Here is a 17,230-nt window from a genome sequence, read left to right as displayed (position 1 = left end):
GTCCAAACTCTCTCTAAACGAGGCAAAAAAATGTGGTAAAATAAAGAAAAAGATGCTGATAGAAAAGGAATGACGAATGATGACAGAGAAAATGTTAGTGACAGCGATGTCACCCATGCAAGAAGAATGGAAAGAATTAGAAGAAAGTGAGTTGTGGGAACTTTTAACACAATTACGAGAAGTCGATCCCGAGCTTTATGAGGATGCCGTTCAACGAATTCCTTATTTAGTGAAGCAAAACAAGTTAGTGTTTAAGTCGACACAAAAAACAGTGAAGCAGTTAACAAAATCGGCGAAGCAGACAAAAAAATATTATTATAAATTATCGAAAGCAATCATGAAGTTAATTAAGCGGGATGATGTCGCTCAGGAATTGAAATTAGAGTTGATTGAGCTATTAAAGGAATTGACGATTAAAATGGAGGGATGCGATCAACAAGGACAAGCGGCCCTCGTGGAGCGCCACAAGAAAACGATGGGATATGGAACGCTCGCTTTAATGACCATTGCGGCTGTTTATGGAGTTGTTACTCGCCAAAAGTCAACAGAGGTGACGCCAAACGATGACCGTTCTTAACGGTCTTTTTCTTTGGTGCGATAAACGTTGAAATTTAAGAATCACATGCAAGTTTAAAAGAAGTGTCTGTGGGAGTTTAATTTTCTAACACGTTGGTTAAGGTCAGAGAAAATGAGGGAGGGCTATCTTACTGACGTGAGGATGAAGGACAAAAAAGGGGGAATCATCGTTCTGACTCGAGATATTTTTCATGATTTGCCTCGATGTGGAATATACTTTAGTAGACGAACGTATAGGGGGGGGAGGAGAATGAAAAATCCAATTCAGTATCAACGGCAAATGGCGTTGCAACTTCATTGTGGGATTCACGCCTTTTGTTTTGTCGTAACGTTTATTTGTATGTTGTTTTTGCGCTTTGAGGTCGGCTTTTTAGAGGTTTTGGCCCTCATCATCCCGCTTATTGGGGTTTTGGCTCTCTTTTTAAACTCTAATTTAGGAAAGGGACGACGAGTGATGAAGGAATGTTACCTTTGTGCGAGTGCGGCGAGCGTTCTATCCTTATTTTTGCTTTCACAGGTCTTAATGCAATTTTGTTGTAATTACTGGTTTGGCGGGCTTTTGTATTTCTTATTTACAGGGGCAGCGCTTGCCGGATTAGCCTATTTTATTTTTTTAGGCGACATGCAGTTTTTATCGAAATGTTTAACGCCAATTGCCCTTGTTGGAAGTATTGTGATCGGTCTTTTAGTGGCAATTGTTATCTATAAGTTTTTCATTGCCTATTGGTTTAATGCGGGGTTTATTTTATTTTTAAGCTATGGCCTATGGGTATTAAATTTAGTCTTAACTATTTTTATTTGTTTAGATTTGCGCATTTTATTTTTAAAAGGACGTTAAAAGGAGTTTAAAAGATGGAATCCATAACGGTTTGTTATCGACGGATGGCTAAATCAGATTTAAAGGGGCTATTGGAATTATCTCAAGATCCCCACTTCTTAGCAGGATATGGGCAGACAACGGATTGGCCAACAACACCGGAGCAAATTCTGAGTTGGTATGAGGCTAATCTTTTGGACCCTAAGACCGCCTATTTTTCAATTGAGGTGGGGGAAGAGAAACAATGGGCAGGTTTTATGAGTTTAACGGATTTTAGTGAAACAAAAGAAGAGGCATGGTTAAGCATTGGTGTTTGTCCGAAGTTTTGGGGACAAAAAATTGCAACGAAGGTGTTAGGGCAATTCATTCAGGATTGTTTTGCAAGTGGTCCTCTAAAACGTTTAAACTTGTTTGTCTTTGCAACTAATCAACGGGCGCTAAGACTTTACACTCGACTCGGTTTTACCGTTCACTCATTTCATAAAACGCCATTTGGAGAGGTATATCAACTGTATGTGATGAATTTTTAGGAGGGTTGAAATGAAAAACAGGATTGAGAATAGCTCGTGGCTAGAAGGGGAGGAGCAATCCCCACGCTTATTTAAAACCGAAGGGAAACTTCATTTTGATCAAGCGATGAGGGAGGGGGATCGCTTAGCGAGTTTAAGCTTTAATATGTCAGATTATGAACGCTTAGTCTATACAGAACAAATTGCAACACAAGGATGCAACTATTTGACGATGGGGCTCATTGTTCGAGGTAACGACTTAGATGAAATTAATTATAAGGTCGCCTTTTATAATGAAAACCTCACGTGTCTAGATATATACGTACAAAACGTTGCTCCTGAGATTGAGACCCATTTTAAGCGAATCTGTGTCACCTATCCCATTCCAACAGATACAGCTTTTATTCGCGTCGGTTGGGAATTTAAAGGGCTTATTACAGGGATGAGTTGCTTTCATCCGTTTGTTTATTTACAGTAAAAAAGACGTCTTCTATTTTAGGAGACGTCTTTTAAATTAATGATGAGATGATCGCTTTTCCATGCTCCATCCTGTTGCCGCTAAAATTAAAGAAATGATGGGAGAAAGTAAGTTGAAGAAGGCAAAAGGTAAGAAGGCGATCGGATTTAAGCCAAGCGTGGCTAGCATATAAGAACCGCATGTCGTCCATGGAATTAAGGGTGAGGTAACGGTAGCACTATCTTCAATCGCGCGTGATAAATTTTTAGCTGCTAAATCGCGTTTTTCATATTCTTCCTTATACATGCGTCCTGGCATTACAATGGCTAAGTATTGATCACCGGTCACAATATTTGTGAAGATACAGGTCATTAAGGTTGCGAAAACGAGACCGAAGGTCCCTTTAGCGAATTTTAGAATATGAGATGAAATGGTTTCAAGCATCCCGGTCTTTTCTAACACCCCACCGAAAGAAAGGGCGCAAAGAACAAGGGAAACGGTCCATAACATACTATTTAATCCACCGCGGGTTAGTAAGTCATCAACGGCTTGCACCCCAGTATGAGATTCATAGCCGTAATGCATGGCTGACATCACATCGGCTAAACTTGCCCCTTGAAAAATCATCGCTAAAACGCCACCGATAACGGTTCCTGTTAATAGGGCTGGTAATGCTGGGACTTTTAAGATGACCATGGCAATGACCGAAATCGGAGCGAGTAAAAGAATAGGGGATAACGTATGGAAATGGTTTAAAAGCGTCGTTTGAATTAAATCAATTTGTGCGGTATCGAGGGTTTTTCCCGCAAAATTAATTCCAATCAGCGCGTAAAGAACTAGCGAGATAAGGTAGGCGGGGACGGTTGTATAAAGCATATGCTTGATGTGTTCGAATAAATGGGCCCCGGCCATAGCGGGCGCTAAGTTGGTTGTATCAGATAACGGTGACATTTTGTCTCCAAAATAAGCGCCAGAAATGATGGCCCCTGCAATAATAGGGGCACTGATCCCAAGCGTTTGTCCAATTCCAAGGAGCGCAATCCCCACTGTTCCAGCTGTTGTCCAAGAAGAACCTGTTGAAACCGCGACGATTGAACAAATGAGAAGGGTGGCTACTAGGAAAATACTTGGCGATAAAATGTTAAGCCCCCAATAAATCATCGAAGGAACGACACCACTTAAAATCCAAGTTCCAATTAAAGTTCCAACAATTAGCAAAATTAAAATTGCCTGAACCGCCATCGTAATGGTTTGAATAATTCCGTTTTCAAGCTCTTCCCACTTAAAACCGAGTCGATAAACACCAATGAGGGCCGCAACGACCGTTCCAAGTAAGAGCGGGATTTGAGGGTCCACTTTAAAGAGGGTTAAGGATAAACCTAAAATAATAATTAAAAAGATAATCGGGATTAGTGCTTCAACTAGCGTTGCCTGGCGGGCCTTTTTCACGCTCATCACTCCTTTTTCAATAGAACTCTATTTATATCATGTCTAAAAAGCGCAAATAATATCTTAAAAAATTGATTTTTGTCAAACATTACTATATCATGCAAAATAGGAGGATGTAAATTAATTTTTTAAAGAAATCAAGAGGAAGGGTAGCCCTTAAAACACGTAAATATTAGATATTAAGGTTGCCTATCCTGAAAAAATATGGTATAGTTTAAATATGCTTAATAGTTCTTTTGGTATTTTTCACAGCATCAAATTAATTGAGTTTCTTGGGGTTTATAACGAAGGGGAATTGTGTGGGGAACAAAATTGCATTAAGTATTAAATTTTGAAGTTTTTTTGGAGGTATCAGATAATGACAGGAACAGTTAAATGGTTTAACGCAGAAAAAGGATTTGGATTCATTTCAGTTGAAGGTGGAGACGATGTATTCGTACATTATTCAGCAATTACAGGAGAAGGATTCAAAACTTTAGAAGAAGGACAAAACGTTTCTTTCGAAATCGTTGAAGGAAACCGTGGAGCTCAAGCTTCTAACGTTGTTAAATTATAATTAAACGTTTAAACGTTGCTAAAAAGGTTAGCATCCCTCATGGGTGCTAACCTTTTTTACTTAGGCCCCCGTTTAAAAATGGGGGGAACTTTTCCATCGGGTATCAATAACCTTAAACAGTTTGATGCATCATCGTCGATCACGTCCTCTTTAGTTGGGTAAAAATATAGTAATGGGTTTAGGGTCTGTATTTATTAGGATTTTTTGAGATTAGTTTTCAACGCATGAAGAAGTCAAACTAAATAAATTTAAGTATCTATTGGGATAAGTAGACGTCATGTCGGGATGAGACGTCTACCTATGAGTGGGGGAGTTATTTCAACAGAAGGATTTTTTCTAAAATATGATGGAGGAGTGACGAAGAAGGAAAACTCAATAATGGGTGTAAGTAGGGGACGAGGTCATTATAAAATTCCGCTTAGAATAAATAACAGACTTGAAATAGCTAAACTGATACTGAAAAGTAACTAAGACTGAGTGTTGTTCTATATTAAAAAAACCGAACAGATCAAAATTAATCGAGTAAGTTAAAAGAAAGACTGTAAGGATACATCCATTCATGATATAGGAGGGCCCCTTAGTTTAAGAGACGAACGCAAAGATTCCAATAGGAGATTTTTTAAACGATTATAAAATCATCACGACTGTTTAATGGTGTTTAAATGAAAATAAAGTACAAAAAAGCAGGCGTTAATCGCCTGTTTTTTTTAATGATAATCCCCTTTAAGGAAGGGGGGGATTAGGTTTTTCCTGCTAATAAATGATGAACGGTGATAGAAAACACTGCCTTTGTCTAAAAAAGGAGGTGAATAAAAGGGGCATCAATGGTCGATAATTTAATGAGACATGCGTGTATGATTTTTGTTTAAAGATTCGTTATCAACGAGGAACTAAAATTCACTTGAAAAATAAAGTGGGCATATACATTTTATGGTGAATTTGATAAAATAAAAGAATCTGACGAGAGAGGGGGATTTTTATCAAAATATTAATAACCGAGCTATTTTTGAGTCATATTCCGACGGGGAAGACGGCATTTGTCTTGCAAAAAATGAGCCAGTTTGTGCAAGAGTATGAAGCATCAAAGTTTAACATGTCTTCGATGCGAGCTGGGGTATCTGTTCGTGAAATTAAACATAATAAAAATGGCTTACGAATTTTTAAATTACGAATTAATAAAGGCGATCGGTTGTTGTTTACCTTTGATACGATGCGAATCCGCCCTGAATATCGCCAATCCATTATTTTTTTAGATTACTGTCATCACGATGATCAAGCGATGCAAGGTCGAACCATTGGGTTACATTCACAAGACGTTTTGGAATACGAACCGATCGAAGAGCGCATTGAACTTGAAATTGACCAGCGTTACGCAGATTTTGATTATGATCCTAATCGAGTGATTACCCGAGTGATGGATGTTCAAACGATGGCTCAACTTCTTGATGATCGTGAAGATCGGGCTGTTTATTATTTAAATGATGAACAGTTTGCGTGTTTAAAAGAACAGGATGCCCCGACCTTTATTTTTGGAAGTGCGGGCAGCGGGAAAACAACGATTAATATACATAAGGCTTTTATCTTGGCAACCCAACCGATGAACATCGGATACTTTACGTACTCGAACTATTTAGTGGAGGATGCTAAGAAGTTATTTCACAAAATTATTGAACAGTCACCCGAATATCGAGCCGATGACCTTATTCGACGTGTGAATTTTCATCCCCTTAACGAGTACATGTCGGCCACCATCAATCAGTATAATGTTGTCACTTACGAACAGTTCCGGACGTGGATCATCGAGCGTCAACCACTCCTTCTTCGTCAACTCGATCTCCCGATTTATGATATTTGGAAAGAAATACGTGGGCTGATTAAGGGAATGATTCCAAAAGAGTGGCTGACCTATCGTGTCAATATCCATCAAAAAAAGATACCGATGGACCTGGTCGATGTATTAATCCAAAAAGGATTAGCGAAACGAAGCGGGGACGATCTTCAACTCCAAGCTGAAAAACTCTACGCAGCGAAAGCAAGATTTTTAGATGCTTATGAAACACGGGCGATTTTGTTAATGCATGAATTGCTCGATGAATATTTACTCACCCATCCAATGATTGACGAAAACATTTACTACGCCCTTGATGAACAATATTGTGTGTATTCGAGGCAATCTCGCGAATGGTTATATGAGTTAACTTTACGTTATCAGGCATTTCTACAAGAAACCGGGCTACTTGATGAAAATGATCTGGCGCGTGAATTTTTAAAAAAAGTTAGTCAAAAAGAGATGGCTTTGTTTGATTTTGTGATTGCCGATGAAATTCAAGATTTAACAGAAATTCAAATTTATTGTTTAATTCGCCTCGCTAAAAATAAAAATCAACTGTTATTTAGCGGAGATATTAATCAAACAATTCGCCCGACGTATTTTCATACGGGACGAATTGAAAGCTTATTAAAAACATCGAATACGCATCTTGGGTTTATTAAACATCAATTGATTAAAAATTACCGAAGTACGAAAGAAGTTGTTGATTTGGCCAATCAAGTGGTCGACTTGCGAGTCGAACACCTTGGGCGTCAAAAGAAACATGATTATCATGAAGTTGCCGTTCGTGAGGCTAAACATTCGATCTATTATTTTAATCCCGCCCAACCTAAAGAAGTCATGCGATTACTTGAGACGGCGATTCAACGTCATTATGTGGCAATCGTTGTTCCAAATGAAGCGGAAAAACGTAATTTTCAACAGTTAACCCAATTAAAAGGGGCGATTTTCACGGTTGAAGAAATTAAGGGGATTGAAAAGGACTATATTATTTGTTACAACGTAATGAGTTATTATCACAAAGAATGGGAACGAATTTTAACAACAGATGTAAAATATCAAAATCAATATCGATATTATTTTAATCTTCTATATGTTGCGCTCACGCGCGCGAGACATCATTTGTGTTTCATTGAGGAAAGGGTGCCCTCACTTCTTTTTGAATATTTTCGTCCGCACTTTTTAATGTTTGAGGCATTTGATGAGGCGGAGTTGAAGTTAAATCAAATTTCAACGGATAATGAGTTTTATAAAGAGGCGAAACGATATGAAGCGCATGAGTTATATGAGCAGGCGATTTTAGAGTATGAGCGCTCGAATCTTGCAGGAGCTGATCAAGATGTGAAGCGATGCCGGGCGTTAATGTTAAATAAGGAAGGTCACCACTTAGAGGCCGGTCACGCCCTTATGCAGTTAAAGGCATACGAGCTTGCAGCGAAATGTTATCGTCAGGCGCAAAATCAGCTACTGTATTTAAAGGCACGGGTTTTTTCCGATATTCCGTTTCAAACGCTAAAAGCAGAGTTTGAACAGGAAGGGATTGATTTAGTATCGTTTGTCTATGACCGAGAGGAGCCCATTAGTTGGGTGAAACGATTTAATCGTCTCTACATGAAATACGTGTTTGAACAAATGAAAGGCATCAATCGAATGATAGACACGATAGAGAAAATGAAGGGGTGAGATGAATGGATCGTGAGTTTTTAGAATTAATTCAGACGTTTGATCGAGCAGCGGGACGTCTAGAAACACTGGAAGAAACGATTTTAACGTTTAATGATGTCATAGAAAAGTTGCATCATCATTTAGACGAATTACTTGAACTTGTTTATTTAGATAATATTGTGACATTAGCGGAACAAAGTAATCAAAAACTGGGACAATTGAATCACCATTTAGATCAAGTCGCTAAAACGTATGAATCGCTTGTGCAGGTGAAGCAATTGATGAATGTCCACGCATTAGAAAATGAAGAGGGGACGTTGACATCGGTTGAAGATAAGCAGTATGTCTACTATGTGGTGTCGGAAACGAACCAAGTGATGGCAGTCAAAAAAGAAATGGGTGGTTATCACGGGCCCGTTCATAACCTTATTTCTAAAAAATTGGTGCAGGCGAACCAAATGGCGTTTGCTTTACGTGAGGAAACAGGTGAGGTCGTCTTATTACAGGGACCACAACTCGCGATGACATACCCACTTGAGGCGACTGACTTTACTATTTTTGGTTATGAACTGTATTATCTAACGGAACAAACCGTAAAGAAATTCCATTTATTAACCCAGGAACAAACAACACTCCTAGAAGGCGTGTGCGCCATAAGGAGCAAAAAGGGCGGGTTATGGTGTCAATCCTTTGATGGGACGCCCCAGTTCATTCCTTTTGCATCTATGTAGCTAAAGGCAAAGAGCTAGGAACATTTATAAATGGCAGGGAACCTTTGCCCTAGTAGTTAAGGGTATGCATGGGCTTTGCCACATGCACTAGGGAATCCAAGCCTTAGTAGACGAGGATAACTAAGAGTTCTTTATGCTCACACCTTAGCGTAGGGGACTCGGGTAAGTTATGTAGGTTGGGTGTTTTTTTGTATGGAATAACTAGGGCAAATGTGTTATGTTAAACGGAGGAGGGGATAAGATGAAGTATGAAATTTTCGGAAACGATTTACCGGGTGTATCGATTTTGTTAGATAAGGGGGAGTCGGTGTATACGCAATCCGGTGGGATGTCGTGGATGTCAGATAAAATGAAAATGGAAACAAACGTTAAAGGGGGCCTCATGAAGGGGATTGGTCGAATGTTTTCAGGGGAATCTCTGTTCATGGTAACCTATACTTCAATGGCTGCGGCTCAGGAGATTGTGTTTGCTTCAACGTTTCCCGGACAAATTTTAGCATTTGATTTATCAAATGGTGAGGAATGGATTTGTCAGAAGAGCTCATTTTTAGTTGGAGAACCAAGCATCCACTTAAGTGTGGAATGGACCAAACGTTTTTCATCGGGATTGTTTGGTGGAGAAGGCTTTATCCTACAACGAATTAGCGGGAAAGGAAAGGTTTTTTTAGAAACGGCAGGAAGTGTCGTTAAACGAGAACTAAAGGCAAATGAGGTTCTTAAAGTGGATACTGGAAATGTGGTTGCCTTTAGTCGCGGAGTTAAATATGAAGTTGAAACCGTAAAAGGATTTAAAAATATTTTCTTTGGTGGAGAGGGGCTCTTTTTAACAAAGTTAACGGGGCCAGGGACTGTTTACTTACAAACTTTAACCATGCAAAATGTAGCGGGACGTTTAATTCCCTATCTTCCAACAGGCGGAAATAATTAAAACCAAAAAGGACAAAACAATCTGTTTTGTCCTTTTAATCATTCAAAAAATAACGAGGTGAGTCTCACGTTTTATTTAATCGATGTCTATTTTCATTTCCTTAAAGTAGTATTCATAGTCGCGTTCATTAATCGCTCGTAATACTTTACATGGATTTCCGACAGCTACGACATGATCAGGAATATCTTTTGTGACGATACTCCCCGCTCCGATGACCGTGTTATCCCCAATGGTAACACCCGGTAAAACGACAGCTCCCGCTCCAATCCAAACATTATTTCCAATGGTAATGGGACGATTAAATTGAGCTTGCTTGATTCGAAGCTCGGGGTGAATAGGATGAGCAGCCGTTGCTAACGTGACATTGGGTCCAAACATCACATGATTTCCAACATAAATATGGGTATCATCTACTAAAGTTAAATTGAAATTTGCATAAACTCCGTTTCCAAAATGAACGTGGTGTCCCCCCCAATTGGCACGGAGTGGGGGTTCAATATAACAGCCTTCCCCAATTTCAGCAAACATTTCTTTTAGTAACTCAGTTCGTTTTTGAAACTCAGTTGGACGTGTTTGGTTAAAGTCATATAGACGGTCCAAACATTGTTCCTGCCGTGCTAAAAGTTCTTCGTTATGACAGTAGTATAACTTTTGATGATGCATGCGTTCTAAGGTTTCCTTGTCATCCATATCCATTCTCCTTTTTAGTAAAGCGTTTCAATTTTTATCTTATCATAGGAGTATTGGGGAGACAAGTTGGAATAGCTGACTCCTTCAATCATTTATTTAGTTTGGTGTACCTAGCAAGGTTTGTTTGTTTTTTCGTTGGGTGTGATGCCATGAAAGAGACATGAGGAAAGTGAGACAAAGAAAAAGAGTTCCGAGTAATTGTAAAAGTGTTAAGACTGAGAGAGATTCACCCACCAGTCCAGTTAGAAACGTACTGAATGGAATACACATCATAACGGTAGCACTGAGAGTACCGAGAACTTTGCCCATATGTGGACTGGCATATTCCTTTTGAATGAGGCTATAGACCCCAACAGAAACGTACGCAAAACACCCGCCAAGGATGAAAATACAAGCATAGGTGAGGAGAGTGGAAAAAAGAGAGCCCATTTCTATCATTGAGGAACCATGTCCTACTTGTGGGAGATTGCTAAAACTAGGATTTGTTTGGCGTAAAGAACCCATAAGAAGAAGAGCACTCCCAAAAATTCCACAGCTAATGAGAAGCCTTGGTGTTGTAAATAGACTCCCTTTTTTCTTGGATAAATAGAGATTGATGCTAATGGCACCAAGAGATTGAAGCGCGGCAGCGAGGCTAAAAAACAGTGGACTTTGATAAACCGTCGTTGCTAAAAAAGGAAGAGCAACTGAATAGGCGGCGTGAAAAAAGTTCATGGCTACTAACGTCATCATTAGAAGGAAAAGCGCTGGTTGTTGAAGGATGTCTTTGATGAGATGGGCTGCTTAGTGTTTTGGTTTAGGAGAGATTTGGAATCTGATCTAGAATAGGAGATCGGATGCAATAAAAGGAAAGAGATTAAAAAGGTGAGGGCATTAATGAAGAAAAGACTGGATAAGCTCAATTTAGAAAGAAGGGGAAGTCCGATGAGTAAAGGGGCAATAAATTTGATAAGATCACTAACGAGTGTATAAGAAATATTGAAGTTTTCTATTTCCTCTTTTGTAAGCATATCTGGAATGAGAGCGCGACTTGTCGGACTATATAATGAGGCAATCGCATTTAAAAAAAGTTGGACGAGGGTTAGAACTGTAATCGTCTGCCAAAATGATAACTCTGAAGGTAAAAATAAAAGAGCAACCACGAGACAAATGATAAAACTGAGTCCATCATAAAAGCGTAATAATTTTTTCTTTGAGTAGCGATCTGCACTAAATCCCCCAACTAAGTTGAAAAGACAATTTGGTAAAAAGGCAATGGCAGAAACCGTTCCTAAAATAGAGGTTGATTGAGATTCATTAGCAATAAAGTAGCTAAGGTACAGTGAGAAAATTAAGGTTCCTAATCGAGAAACTGCCGTGGCCGAAATAAAGGACCAGGCGTTTTTGTTTTTAATCATGAGAAAATCCCCCTTAATAAATGATTTAGAACAGGAATTAAATAGAAATTTTTTCTATGATTCCTAGTTATATCAGCCTTTTTATTTGAATTCAACACTAAAAATATCACTCCTCTTTCTAAGAGAGCAGTGATATTTTTAGTCATCGGGTTCTAGGATACGAGAGAGCTGTCTATGAATGTGAGATCATCGTTATCGAAAATAGCCTGGTTTTTCCTTTAATAGACAAAATGTGAAAAAATAATGGCGTTAATAGGAATAATTTGTTATAATGGGGCTAACTTCTCTATCTTTTATTGGCCAAATGAAAAGGATCGTGAAGTAAAAAGGATGAATTAGGGTGAGTGGATGTTTTTAACGATTGGAGAAAAGATGAAACGGGTCCGTCTAAGGAGTGGACTTAAACAAAGCGCGTTTGAGCGTTATGGAATCTCTCAACATTATTTAAGTTTGATTGAAAATAATCGTCGGCAACCCTCAGCAAAGATGAAGCAAAAGCTTTATGTGGCATTTTGTGAGTTGACGCAAGATCAGCCTCAGTTGAGTGAGTTGCTCATTGATTTATTAAAGGACCCGCAAGATGAGGCACGAGAATGGATCGCCAAACGGCTGGCGTTAACGGGTCAATATGATGAGACGTTACTTCAAGTTGCCAAGACATTTGACTTAACGGAAGTGCTCTTTCGTGGAAATTGGCAACTGGGTGAGGCTGCTGTATCTCATCGAAAATATTCATGTGCCATTGCTCATTTTGAAGAGGCACTCGTTTATGCAGATGAGGTCGGCGAACCTAAAAGTCATTTGTATCGAGCCATTGCCAGGTGTTTAAAACACGATTTTAATGAAGCGGGAGCAAAAGTTTATTACCAACTGGCGTTGACTCATCTTCATCTATCTGAGGATAAGTATGCTTTATTACTTGAGTTGGCGGAGGTGGAGGCAAGTCTTCAACATTGGAAAAAGGCATTGTCTTATGTGAAGGAAAGTGAGAAGAGTTCACAATTGTACATCCAAGTTCAAGGCCTATTACTAAAAGAACAAATTTGGCGCCACCAAGGACAGGCGTCTAAAGGACGAAAATTACTGGAGGCGTATTTAAGTGAACCGTTAGATGAAGCGTTATTGGACCACGTGTTCTATCAGCTAGCACTTAATGAGGCAAGTGAGCAACGTCACTCAAACGCCCTTAAACGATGCCTCTATCTTTTAAATGGTGAAACCCCGGTGACAGATGAGATTCGAACGAAAACATTGTTACTCATGGCTAACATGAACGAAAAAATGGGGGAATACCGAACGGGCTTAAACATCATCAAAGGAATTTCTTATGAGGATTTAAAAGAGCTAGGCCCTCGTGTGCTTAAAGATTATTATGAAAGTTATCTTCAGTTACTGACTCAGTTACACGAAAGAAAAGAGAGTGATCGTCTTCTATTAGAGGTGAATCGATTGGTTGAAAAGGGGGAACTCCATGAAGGGATTCTTCACCACCTCCTTACGTACACGATGAAAACGCGTCTAAAATCTAAAAAAGTTTAAAACATGACTGACTGAATGACGATAGGAGTTAAGGAAATCGGGCATCTTTGAGGGAGAAATTAAACAAAACACTTCAGTAGACGACAAAAGAAGCTAGAGTTTTTTTAACTAAGAGGAAAAATATGACTCACCCATGGTAGCGGTGAGTCATATTTTTTATGTGGTAGTTTATTCCTTTAAGTGTTAGAATGAATTTTGAGAAGAGGTAGGGATAAAAATATCCCAATCAGGATGTCTCAAAAATAATAAAAAGGAGGAGTTTTATATGGCTAAAGATCCAATTATGAAGTCTATTCCAGATGTGAATTGGGGGTATGGTGTTTCAAATTACTCATCTTCTACGGGAGGAAGTGGTGGAAGTAATGGTGGAGGCGGTGGAGGCGGTGGATGTTGTTGCTGCTGCTGTTGTTGCTGTAGCGGTGGAGCATCTGATGTGGTAGAATCTTTAAAGAATAAAAAGTAAGAATTAGATAATAAAAGATACATAATTTATTTATGTATCTTTTATTTAATCTAATAAGGACAGGGGAGTATAGAAATGTATAGAGTTAGGTCATTTTTATTACAGGAGATAGAACAAGGATGCGTATTACAAAATGGAACTGCAACTGTAATAATTACAAATGAGGAATTACTAGGCTTTTTAAAAAGTATTGAACAGAAGGGGATAATAGAGCTAGAAGAAGACTGTTTTATTGAATATTTTCAGGAAAATTACGAAAGCGTTATAGATTTTTTGATAAATACTAATATATTAAAAAAAGTTAAGAAACCACGGTTAGATTTCGATAAGCTTTTTTTAGTGACAAATGATAATGAATTTTCCAAATTATTTGAATACTCTACAACAGGTTTTGGTGAAGAAGTATCTATTTACACGACACAAGATTACCAAACAATTTTAAAAGCTCCCCCCGCTAACGGATTATGTATAGTATTCCTTAATCCTTTTAATTTAGATGAATATATTAGTATATGTAATGAGCTGATGCAAACAGATTTGATATTAAGAACAGGTTTTTTTTATAATCACTCACTTTATTTATCTAATTTGTACAAAAAGGAGTGGTATAATCCCTGTCCAAAATGCTTTTTTTATGCGCTAGAATCTCATCTAAGAGCTACTATTTCGCAAAATGGTTTAAATTTTCAAACGGTGATGGATTTAATTTATGCTAAAAACAGTAATTTTAAAGTTTTTACTAATTTAGAACATTTAGATTTGATTACATTTATAAATTTATTATTAAAAGATATTAAATTCAAAGAGGAAAATTTCGGTATAAATAATATTTATGAGCTTGATTTAGGAACTTATCGGGTAACTGAAGATAGCCCATATCATTGGGAGTTGTGCGATTGTTATGAGTAGGCATTATTGGGATGAGTATATTAAATTTTTTATTGATAATAACAAACTTCGTAATGTATTAAAGTTTCATCAATCAAATATTAATTTATTGGAATTAGATGGGTATGTTAATGCAGAGCTGAACAAAAAGGAATGGATTAATATTAGAAAGAATAGGATGATTTTTTCAGATATATCTTTAAAAAAGTATAATCATAGTGAACTGGAGAAGGATTTACAGGAATTATTTTTGATATTTGATTCTTTTACTAAAAATGCAGATTTTATTACTACTTTTCCTGTGTTGGTAATTTATAAAGAAAGAAGTGACATAGAAAGTGGATGTTACACCTTTAACTTAGTTGATAAGTGTCTTATTAAGTATTGTGAAATAGAATGTAGTGAATTACTAAATATTATGATTAGAGAGGGAGTTAGTTGGTCACTTAGTTATTTTTTGAGTATAGAGGAGAGTATTGCCGCATATGGTGGAATTGGATATTTAAAAGGAATTTTCCAAATTGGACAAATTAGTAAAGATGTTGAAGGCGGTATGGAGAATAAATTATTACATAATATTTTCATAAATAGTCAAAAGTTCACGCATGAAATTGGAATTAATTTAAGAAAACAATTATTAATTCATACAAGTTTTATAGGGGTGTAGAATGTTATTTACTATTAATAATTATGGGATTTCAAGTAGTAATTTTTTAAACAGAGATTATATTGCCTATGCTAATTTAGGAAGTGCGGATACTTATTTGGGAAATACACCAATTGATTCGTGTGCAATAGATAGTTTAAAAATACAATCGCTATTAAAATGCTATCATGAATACTTAGAAAGAATAAATATTGGTTTTCAGCTAGCTGTAGCAGAGGATGTAATGGTGCTCAATTATATAGATTTTCAATTTACCTCATTAAAAAGGTTAAACTTTGGGTATGGCGAGACAAAGTTATTTGGTAAAGTAGATACAACGGGAACTGCAGCAGGTCTAAGGTCCGATCAAGTAGTAAAAGCGGGTATTTTAGAGTTAATAGAGAAGAATGAGATGTTATTGTTGTGGTATTGTAAAAAAGGAGTTTATTTTAAAAAAAATGCCTTTATTAAGAAAACTATAGCTAATATGGCTTTTTCAAGTGAACGGGTTGAAATATTTATGTGTCAGGAGATAAGTAATTATTTTTCAATTTTTGTGGTACTTATTAGTCAGAATAGTGTGGTAGCCTCTGGTGCAGGAATATCTGATAGTAAGGTGTCAGCTTTAAAAAAAGCACTTTGTGAGGCGCGGTTATTGGAATGGCAAAATAAAAATAATAAGCTGTCAAGTTATTATTCTATGAATGATTATCAAAGAAGTAGTGTTCTGAAACATATAAATAAAATAGTTTTTGAACTGCCGAAGGTGGATTTCTATGAGGAAGAAGTGAAGAATCTTGAAGTTGTTACCTGGGTTAAAACCATGTATGTTCATCCGTTAAATTTATCAAATAGCTATGGTCCTCTAATAGTGAAATGCATATCTAAAGAATTGTATAATTGTGTTCCTTTAAAAGAAAATATTATAAACTCTTTAGATAAGGCTATTGCGAAAAAATATAAACTCTCTGATAAATATTTAAAATTAATTCCAAATTGTATATTAAAATAATTTATCCTACGAAAGGAAAACGTAATGATTGCAAGAGGATTTTTAGATAATAAAATAAACTTTATAGTTAATAGAGATAATTTTTTAAATCATCATAGTCATATATATATGGAAAGAAGAGATTTTCAAGTAATAAAATCCTATGAGGTAACTCTAGATTACACTACGAAAAATATACTAGGTACAATTGGGGAGTTCTTTGAGCGTGAAGTACTAATAAATACAAATAAAATTAAAATTGGTAAGCTACCTGCTATTTCAATGTTGAATGCAGATATAAAATATATAGAGACTTCTAAGGTTGTATTTGATGTGGATTTTGTTGACTCCTGTGGGATGGCGTCTCACATCATATCGAGTGATATTATAAGGACGGCGATTTTTGAATTTTTTGAGAGGCAGTGCTTTATATTCAACTATCTTTCGCAGGGGTTAGCGGAAAAAATAGATATCGCTAATTGTGATCAATTAGTTAGATATGATATGTATATAAAAAATTTTACGGATGATATAAGCTATTTTAATATATCTCTCAATAATAGCCTCTACGTTATTATTGCGCTAGCTTTTGGAGATGAGAAAAAGGCTATCGGTCTAGGAACAGATACATGTTGTATAGGTGCCGTTTTAAAAGCACAAAAGGAAATTCTTCAAAATTTTGCAGTAGAATGTTCAAAATATAAATATACGGATATAGGTTTTCAATATAAATGTTCCGGTGATATTGATTTATATCATGCAAATTTTTCGACTTTATCACCTTTAAAAGTTAAAGAGAAATACGAGTATTTAAGTGAATCTCCGATTAGGAAGATTGATAGTATGGAAAGGGGGAATTTTCAATTGAATCGATTTTTATATGAGATAAATGAGGTTTATGGGATGGACCCTCATATTGTATTTTTACGCACCAAGCGCTTAGTAAATCATCTTAAAGTTATAAAGATAGTAGACTTTAACTGGTTTCCAAATATGAGACCTGGAATTTATAATGAGTATATTTATAACTACGTTGAGGAAAAAACGAATAAGGTACTTAATCGTGAGGTTGATATTATTCCGTTTCCATAGATTAG

Annotated in this window: 18 protein-coding genes; 14 read left to right on the top strand and 4 right to left on the bottom strand. The window is 36.9% G+C overall.

What is annotated here, in order from left to right; genetic code table 11:
• Window positions 1–79 precede the first annotated feature (79 nt).
• From VXM77_RS06930 to VXM77_RS06915, 4 genes are all read left to right on the top strand, one after another.
• Entirely contained in the window at window positions 80–577 is a 498-nt protein-coding gene (locus VXM77_RS06930) for a hypothetical protein (protein WP_338505796.1), read from the top strand.
• A 249-nt stretch (window positions 578–826) separates the two neighbouring features.
• Window positions 827–1,414 carry a hypothetical protein gene (locus tag VXM77_RS06925; protein ID WP_161832584.1) on the top strand — a complete coding sequence of 196 codons (588 nt, stop codon included), beginning with the start codon at window positions 827–829 and terminating at the stop codon, window positions 1,412–1,414.
• 14 nt (window positions 1,415–1,428) lie between these two features.
• The gene (locus VXM77_RS06920; protein WP_161832583.1) at window positions 1,429–1,923 is read left to right on the top strand and encodes a GNAT family N-acetyltransferase; all 495 of its coding nucleotides are present in this window, start codon (window positions 1,429–1,431) and stop codon (window positions 1,921–1,923) included.
• Window positions 1,924–1,933: 10 nt separating this feature from the next.
• On the top strand, window positions 1,934–2,380 hold the full coding sequence (locus VXM77_RS06915; protein ID WP_161832582.1) for a hypothetical protein: 447 nt from the start codon (window positions 1,934–1,936) through the stop codon (window positions 2,378–2,380).
• Between the two features lie 36 nt (window positions 2,381–2,416).
• Here VXM77_RS06915 and nhaC read toward each other — a convergent pair whose 3' ends face one another.
• Window positions 2,417–3,808 (bottom strand): Na+/H+ antiporter NhaC, encoded by a 1,392-nt coding sequence (gene nhaC, locus VXM77_RS06910; protein ID WP_161832581.1) that lies wholly within the window; start codon window positions 3,806–3,808, stop codon window positions 2,417–2,419.
• Window positions 3,809–4,163: 355 nt separating this feature from the next.
• Between nhaC and cspD the strand changes: the two genes are divergently transcribed.
• The 4 genes from cspD (at window position 4,164) to VXM77_RS06890 (ending at window position 9,519) form a co-directional block, all read left to right on the top strand.
• Window positions 4,164–4,364, top strand: a complete 201-nt coding sequence (gene cspD / locus VXM77_RS06905; protein WP_161832600.1) for a cold-shock protein CspD — start codon at window positions 4,164–4,166, stop codon at window positions 4,362–4,364.
• 1,063 nt (window positions 4,365–5,427) lie between these two features.
• Window positions 5,428–7,878 (top strand): UvrD-helicase domain-containing protein, encoded by a 2,451-nt coding sequence (locus tag VXM77_RS06900; RefSeq protein ID WP_338505794.1) that lies wholly within the window; start codon window positions 5,428–5,430, stop codon window positions 7,876–7,878.
• A gap of 5 nt (window positions 7,879–7,883) precedes the next feature.
• A complete protein-coding gene (locus tag VXM77_RS06895; RefSeq protein WP_161832538.1) occupies window positions 7,884–8,591 on the top strand; it encodes a hypothetical protein in 708 nt (235 codons plus the stop codon).
• 241 nt (window positions 8,592–8,832) lie between these two features.
• Window positions 8,833–9,519: a TIGR00266 family protein gene (locus VXM77_RS06890; protein WP_161832539.1), complete on the top strand. Its 687-nt coding sequence runs from the start codon at window positions 8,833–8,835 to the stop codon at window positions 9,517–9,519.
• 75 nt (window positions 9,520–9,594) lie between these two features.
• Here the strand turns inward: VXM77_RS06890 and VXM77_RS06885 are convergent, their stop codons facing one another.
• The 3 genes from VXM77_RS06885 to VXM77_RS06875 all read right to left on the bottom strand — a co-directional run bounded on the left by VXM77_RS06885 (window position 9,595) and on the right by VXM77_RS06875 (window position 11,606).
• Window positions 9,595–10,209, bottom strand: a complete 615-nt coding sequence (locus tag VXM77_RS06885; protein ID WP_262950588.1) for a sugar O-acetyltransferase — start codon at window positions 10,207–10,209, stop codon at window positions 9,595–9,597.
• Between the two features lie 96 nt (window positions 10,210–10,305).
• Window positions 10,306–10,941, bottom strand: a complete 636-nt coding sequence (locus VXM77_RS06880) for an MFS transporter (protein ID WP_161832541.1) — start codon at window positions 10,939–10,941, stop codon at window positions 10,306–10,308.
• Window positions 10,941–11,606: an MFS transporter gene (locus VXM77_RS06875; protein WP_161832542.1), complete on the bottom strand. Its 666-nt coding sequence runs from the start codon at window positions 11,604–11,606 to the stop codon at window positions 10,941–10,943. The genes VXM77_RS06880 and VXM77_RS06875 overlap by 1 nt, the downstream gene beginning before the upstream one ends.
• Window positions 11,607–11,954: 348 nt before the next feature.
• Here VXM77_RS06875 and VXM77_RS06870 point away from each other — a divergent pair, with 348 nt between their 5' ends.
• From VXM77_RS06870 to VXM77_RS06845, 6 genes are all read left to right on the top strand, one after another.
• Window positions 11,955–13,145: a helix-turn-helix transcriptional regulator gene (locus VXM77_RS06870; RefSeq protein WP_338505791.1), complete on the top strand. Its 1,191-nt coding sequence runs from the start codon at window positions 11,955–11,957 to the stop codon at window positions 13,143–13,145.
• A 265-nt stretch (window positions 13,146–13,410) separates the two neighbouring features.
• Window positions 13,411–13,608, top strand: coding sequence for a hypothetical protein (locus tag VXM77_RS06865; protein ID WP_338505790.1), 198 nt, complete (start codon window positions 13,411–13,413; stop codon window positions 13,606–13,608).
• A 75-nt stretch (window positions 13,609–13,683) separates the two neighbouring features.
• Window positions 13,684–14,517 carry an McbB family protein gene (locus VXM77_RS06860; RefSeq protein WP_338505789.1) on the top strand — a complete coding sequence of 278 codons (834 nt, stop codon included), beginning with the start codon at window positions 13,684–13,686 and terminating at the stop codon, window positions 14,515–14,517.
• Window positions 14,510–15,163 carry a hypothetical protein gene (locus tag VXM77_RS06855; RefSeq protein ID WP_338505788.1) on the top strand — a complete coding sequence of 218 codons (654 nt, stop codon included), beginning with the start codon at window positions 14,510–14,512 and terminating at the stop codon, window positions 15,161–15,163. The genes VXM77_RS06860 and VXM77_RS06855 overlap by 8 nt, the downstream gene beginning before the upstream one ends.
• Before the next feature lies 1 nt (window position 15,164).
• A complete protein-coding gene (locus tag VXM77_RS06850; protein WP_338505787.1) occupies window positions 15,165–16,154 on the top strand; it encodes a YcaO-like family protein in 990 nt (329 codons plus the stop codon).
• Window positions 16,155–16,178: 24 nt separating this feature from the next.
• Entirely contained in the window at window positions 16,179–17,225 is a 1,047-nt protein-coding gene (locus tag VXM77_RS06845; protein ID WP_338505786.1) for a hypothetical protein, read from the top strand.
• Window positions 17,226–17,230: the final 5 nt, after the last annotated feature.

The sequence above is a fragment of the Turicibacter sp. KK003 genome, from assembly GCF_037014675.1.
GTDB lineage: Bacteria > Bacillota_I > Bacilli_A > MOL361 > Turicibacteraceae > Turicibacter > Turicibacter faecis.
Note: the sequence above shows the minus strand (reverse complement) of the source record. Positions and strands in the feature narration are given on the sequence as shown.

Bases quoted from the DNA above. Each gene is read 5' to 3' on its own strand.
- VXM77_RS06850 (WP_338505787.1), top strand. From the start codon at position 15,165: ATGTTATTTACTATTAATAATTATGGGATTTCAAGTAGTAATTTTTTA.
- VXM77_RS06845 (WP_338505786.1), top strand. From the start codon at position 16,179: ATGATTGCAAGAGGATTTTTAGATAATAAAATAAACTTTATAGTTAAT.
- VXM77_RS06865 (WP_338505790.1), top strand. From the start codon at position 13,411: ATGGCTAAAGATCCAATTATGAAGTCTATTCCAGATGTGAATTGGGGG.
- VXM77_RS06925 (WP_161832584.1), top strand. From the start codon at position 827: ATGAAAAATCCAATTCAGTATCAACGGCAAATGGCGTTGCAACTTCAT.
- VXM77_RS06860 (WP_338505789.1), top strand. From the start codon at position 13,684: ATGTATAGAGTTAGGTCATTTTTATTACAGGAGATAGAACAAGGATGC.
- VXM77_RS06885 (WP_262950588.1), bottom strand. From the start codon at position 10,209: ATGGATGACAAGGAAACCTTAGAACGCATGCATCATCAAAAGTTATAC.
- VXM77_RS06870 (WP_338505791.1), top strand. From the start codon at position 11,955: ATGTTTTTAACGATTGGAGAAAAGATGAAACGGGTCCGTCTAAGGAGT.
- VXM77_RS06915 (WP_161832582.1), top strand. From the start codon at position 1,934: ATGAAAAACAGGATTGAGAATAGCTCGTGGCTAGAAGGGGAGGAGCAA.
- VXM77_RS06920 (WP_161832583.1), top strand. From the start codon at position 1,429: ATGGAATCCATAACGGTTTGTTATCGACGGATGGCTAAATCAGATTTA.
- VXM77_RS06895 (WP_161832538.1), top strand. From the start codon at position 7,884: ATGGATCGTGAGTTTTTAGAATTAATTCAGACGTTTGATCGAGCAGCG.
- VXM77_RS06930 (WP_338505796.1), top strand. From the start codon at position 80: ATGACAGAGAAAATGTTAGTGACAGCGATGTCACCCATGCAAGAAGAA.
- VXM77_RS06880 (WP_161832541.1), bottom strand. From the start codon at position 10,941: ATGATGACGTTAGTAGCCATGAACTTTTTTCACGCCGCCTATTCAGTT.
- VXM77_RS06855 (WP_338505788.1), top strand. From the start codon at position 14,510: ATGAGTAGGCATTATTGGGATGAGTATATTAAATTTTTTATTGATAAT.
- VXM77_RS06875 (WP_161832542.1), bottom strand. From the start codon at position 11,606: ATGATTAAAAACAAAAACGCCTGGTCCTTTATTTCGGCCACGGCAGTT.
- VXM77_RS06890 (WP_161832539.1), top strand. From the start codon at position 8,833: ATGAAGTATGAAATTTTCGGAAACGATTTACCGGGTGTATCGATTTTG.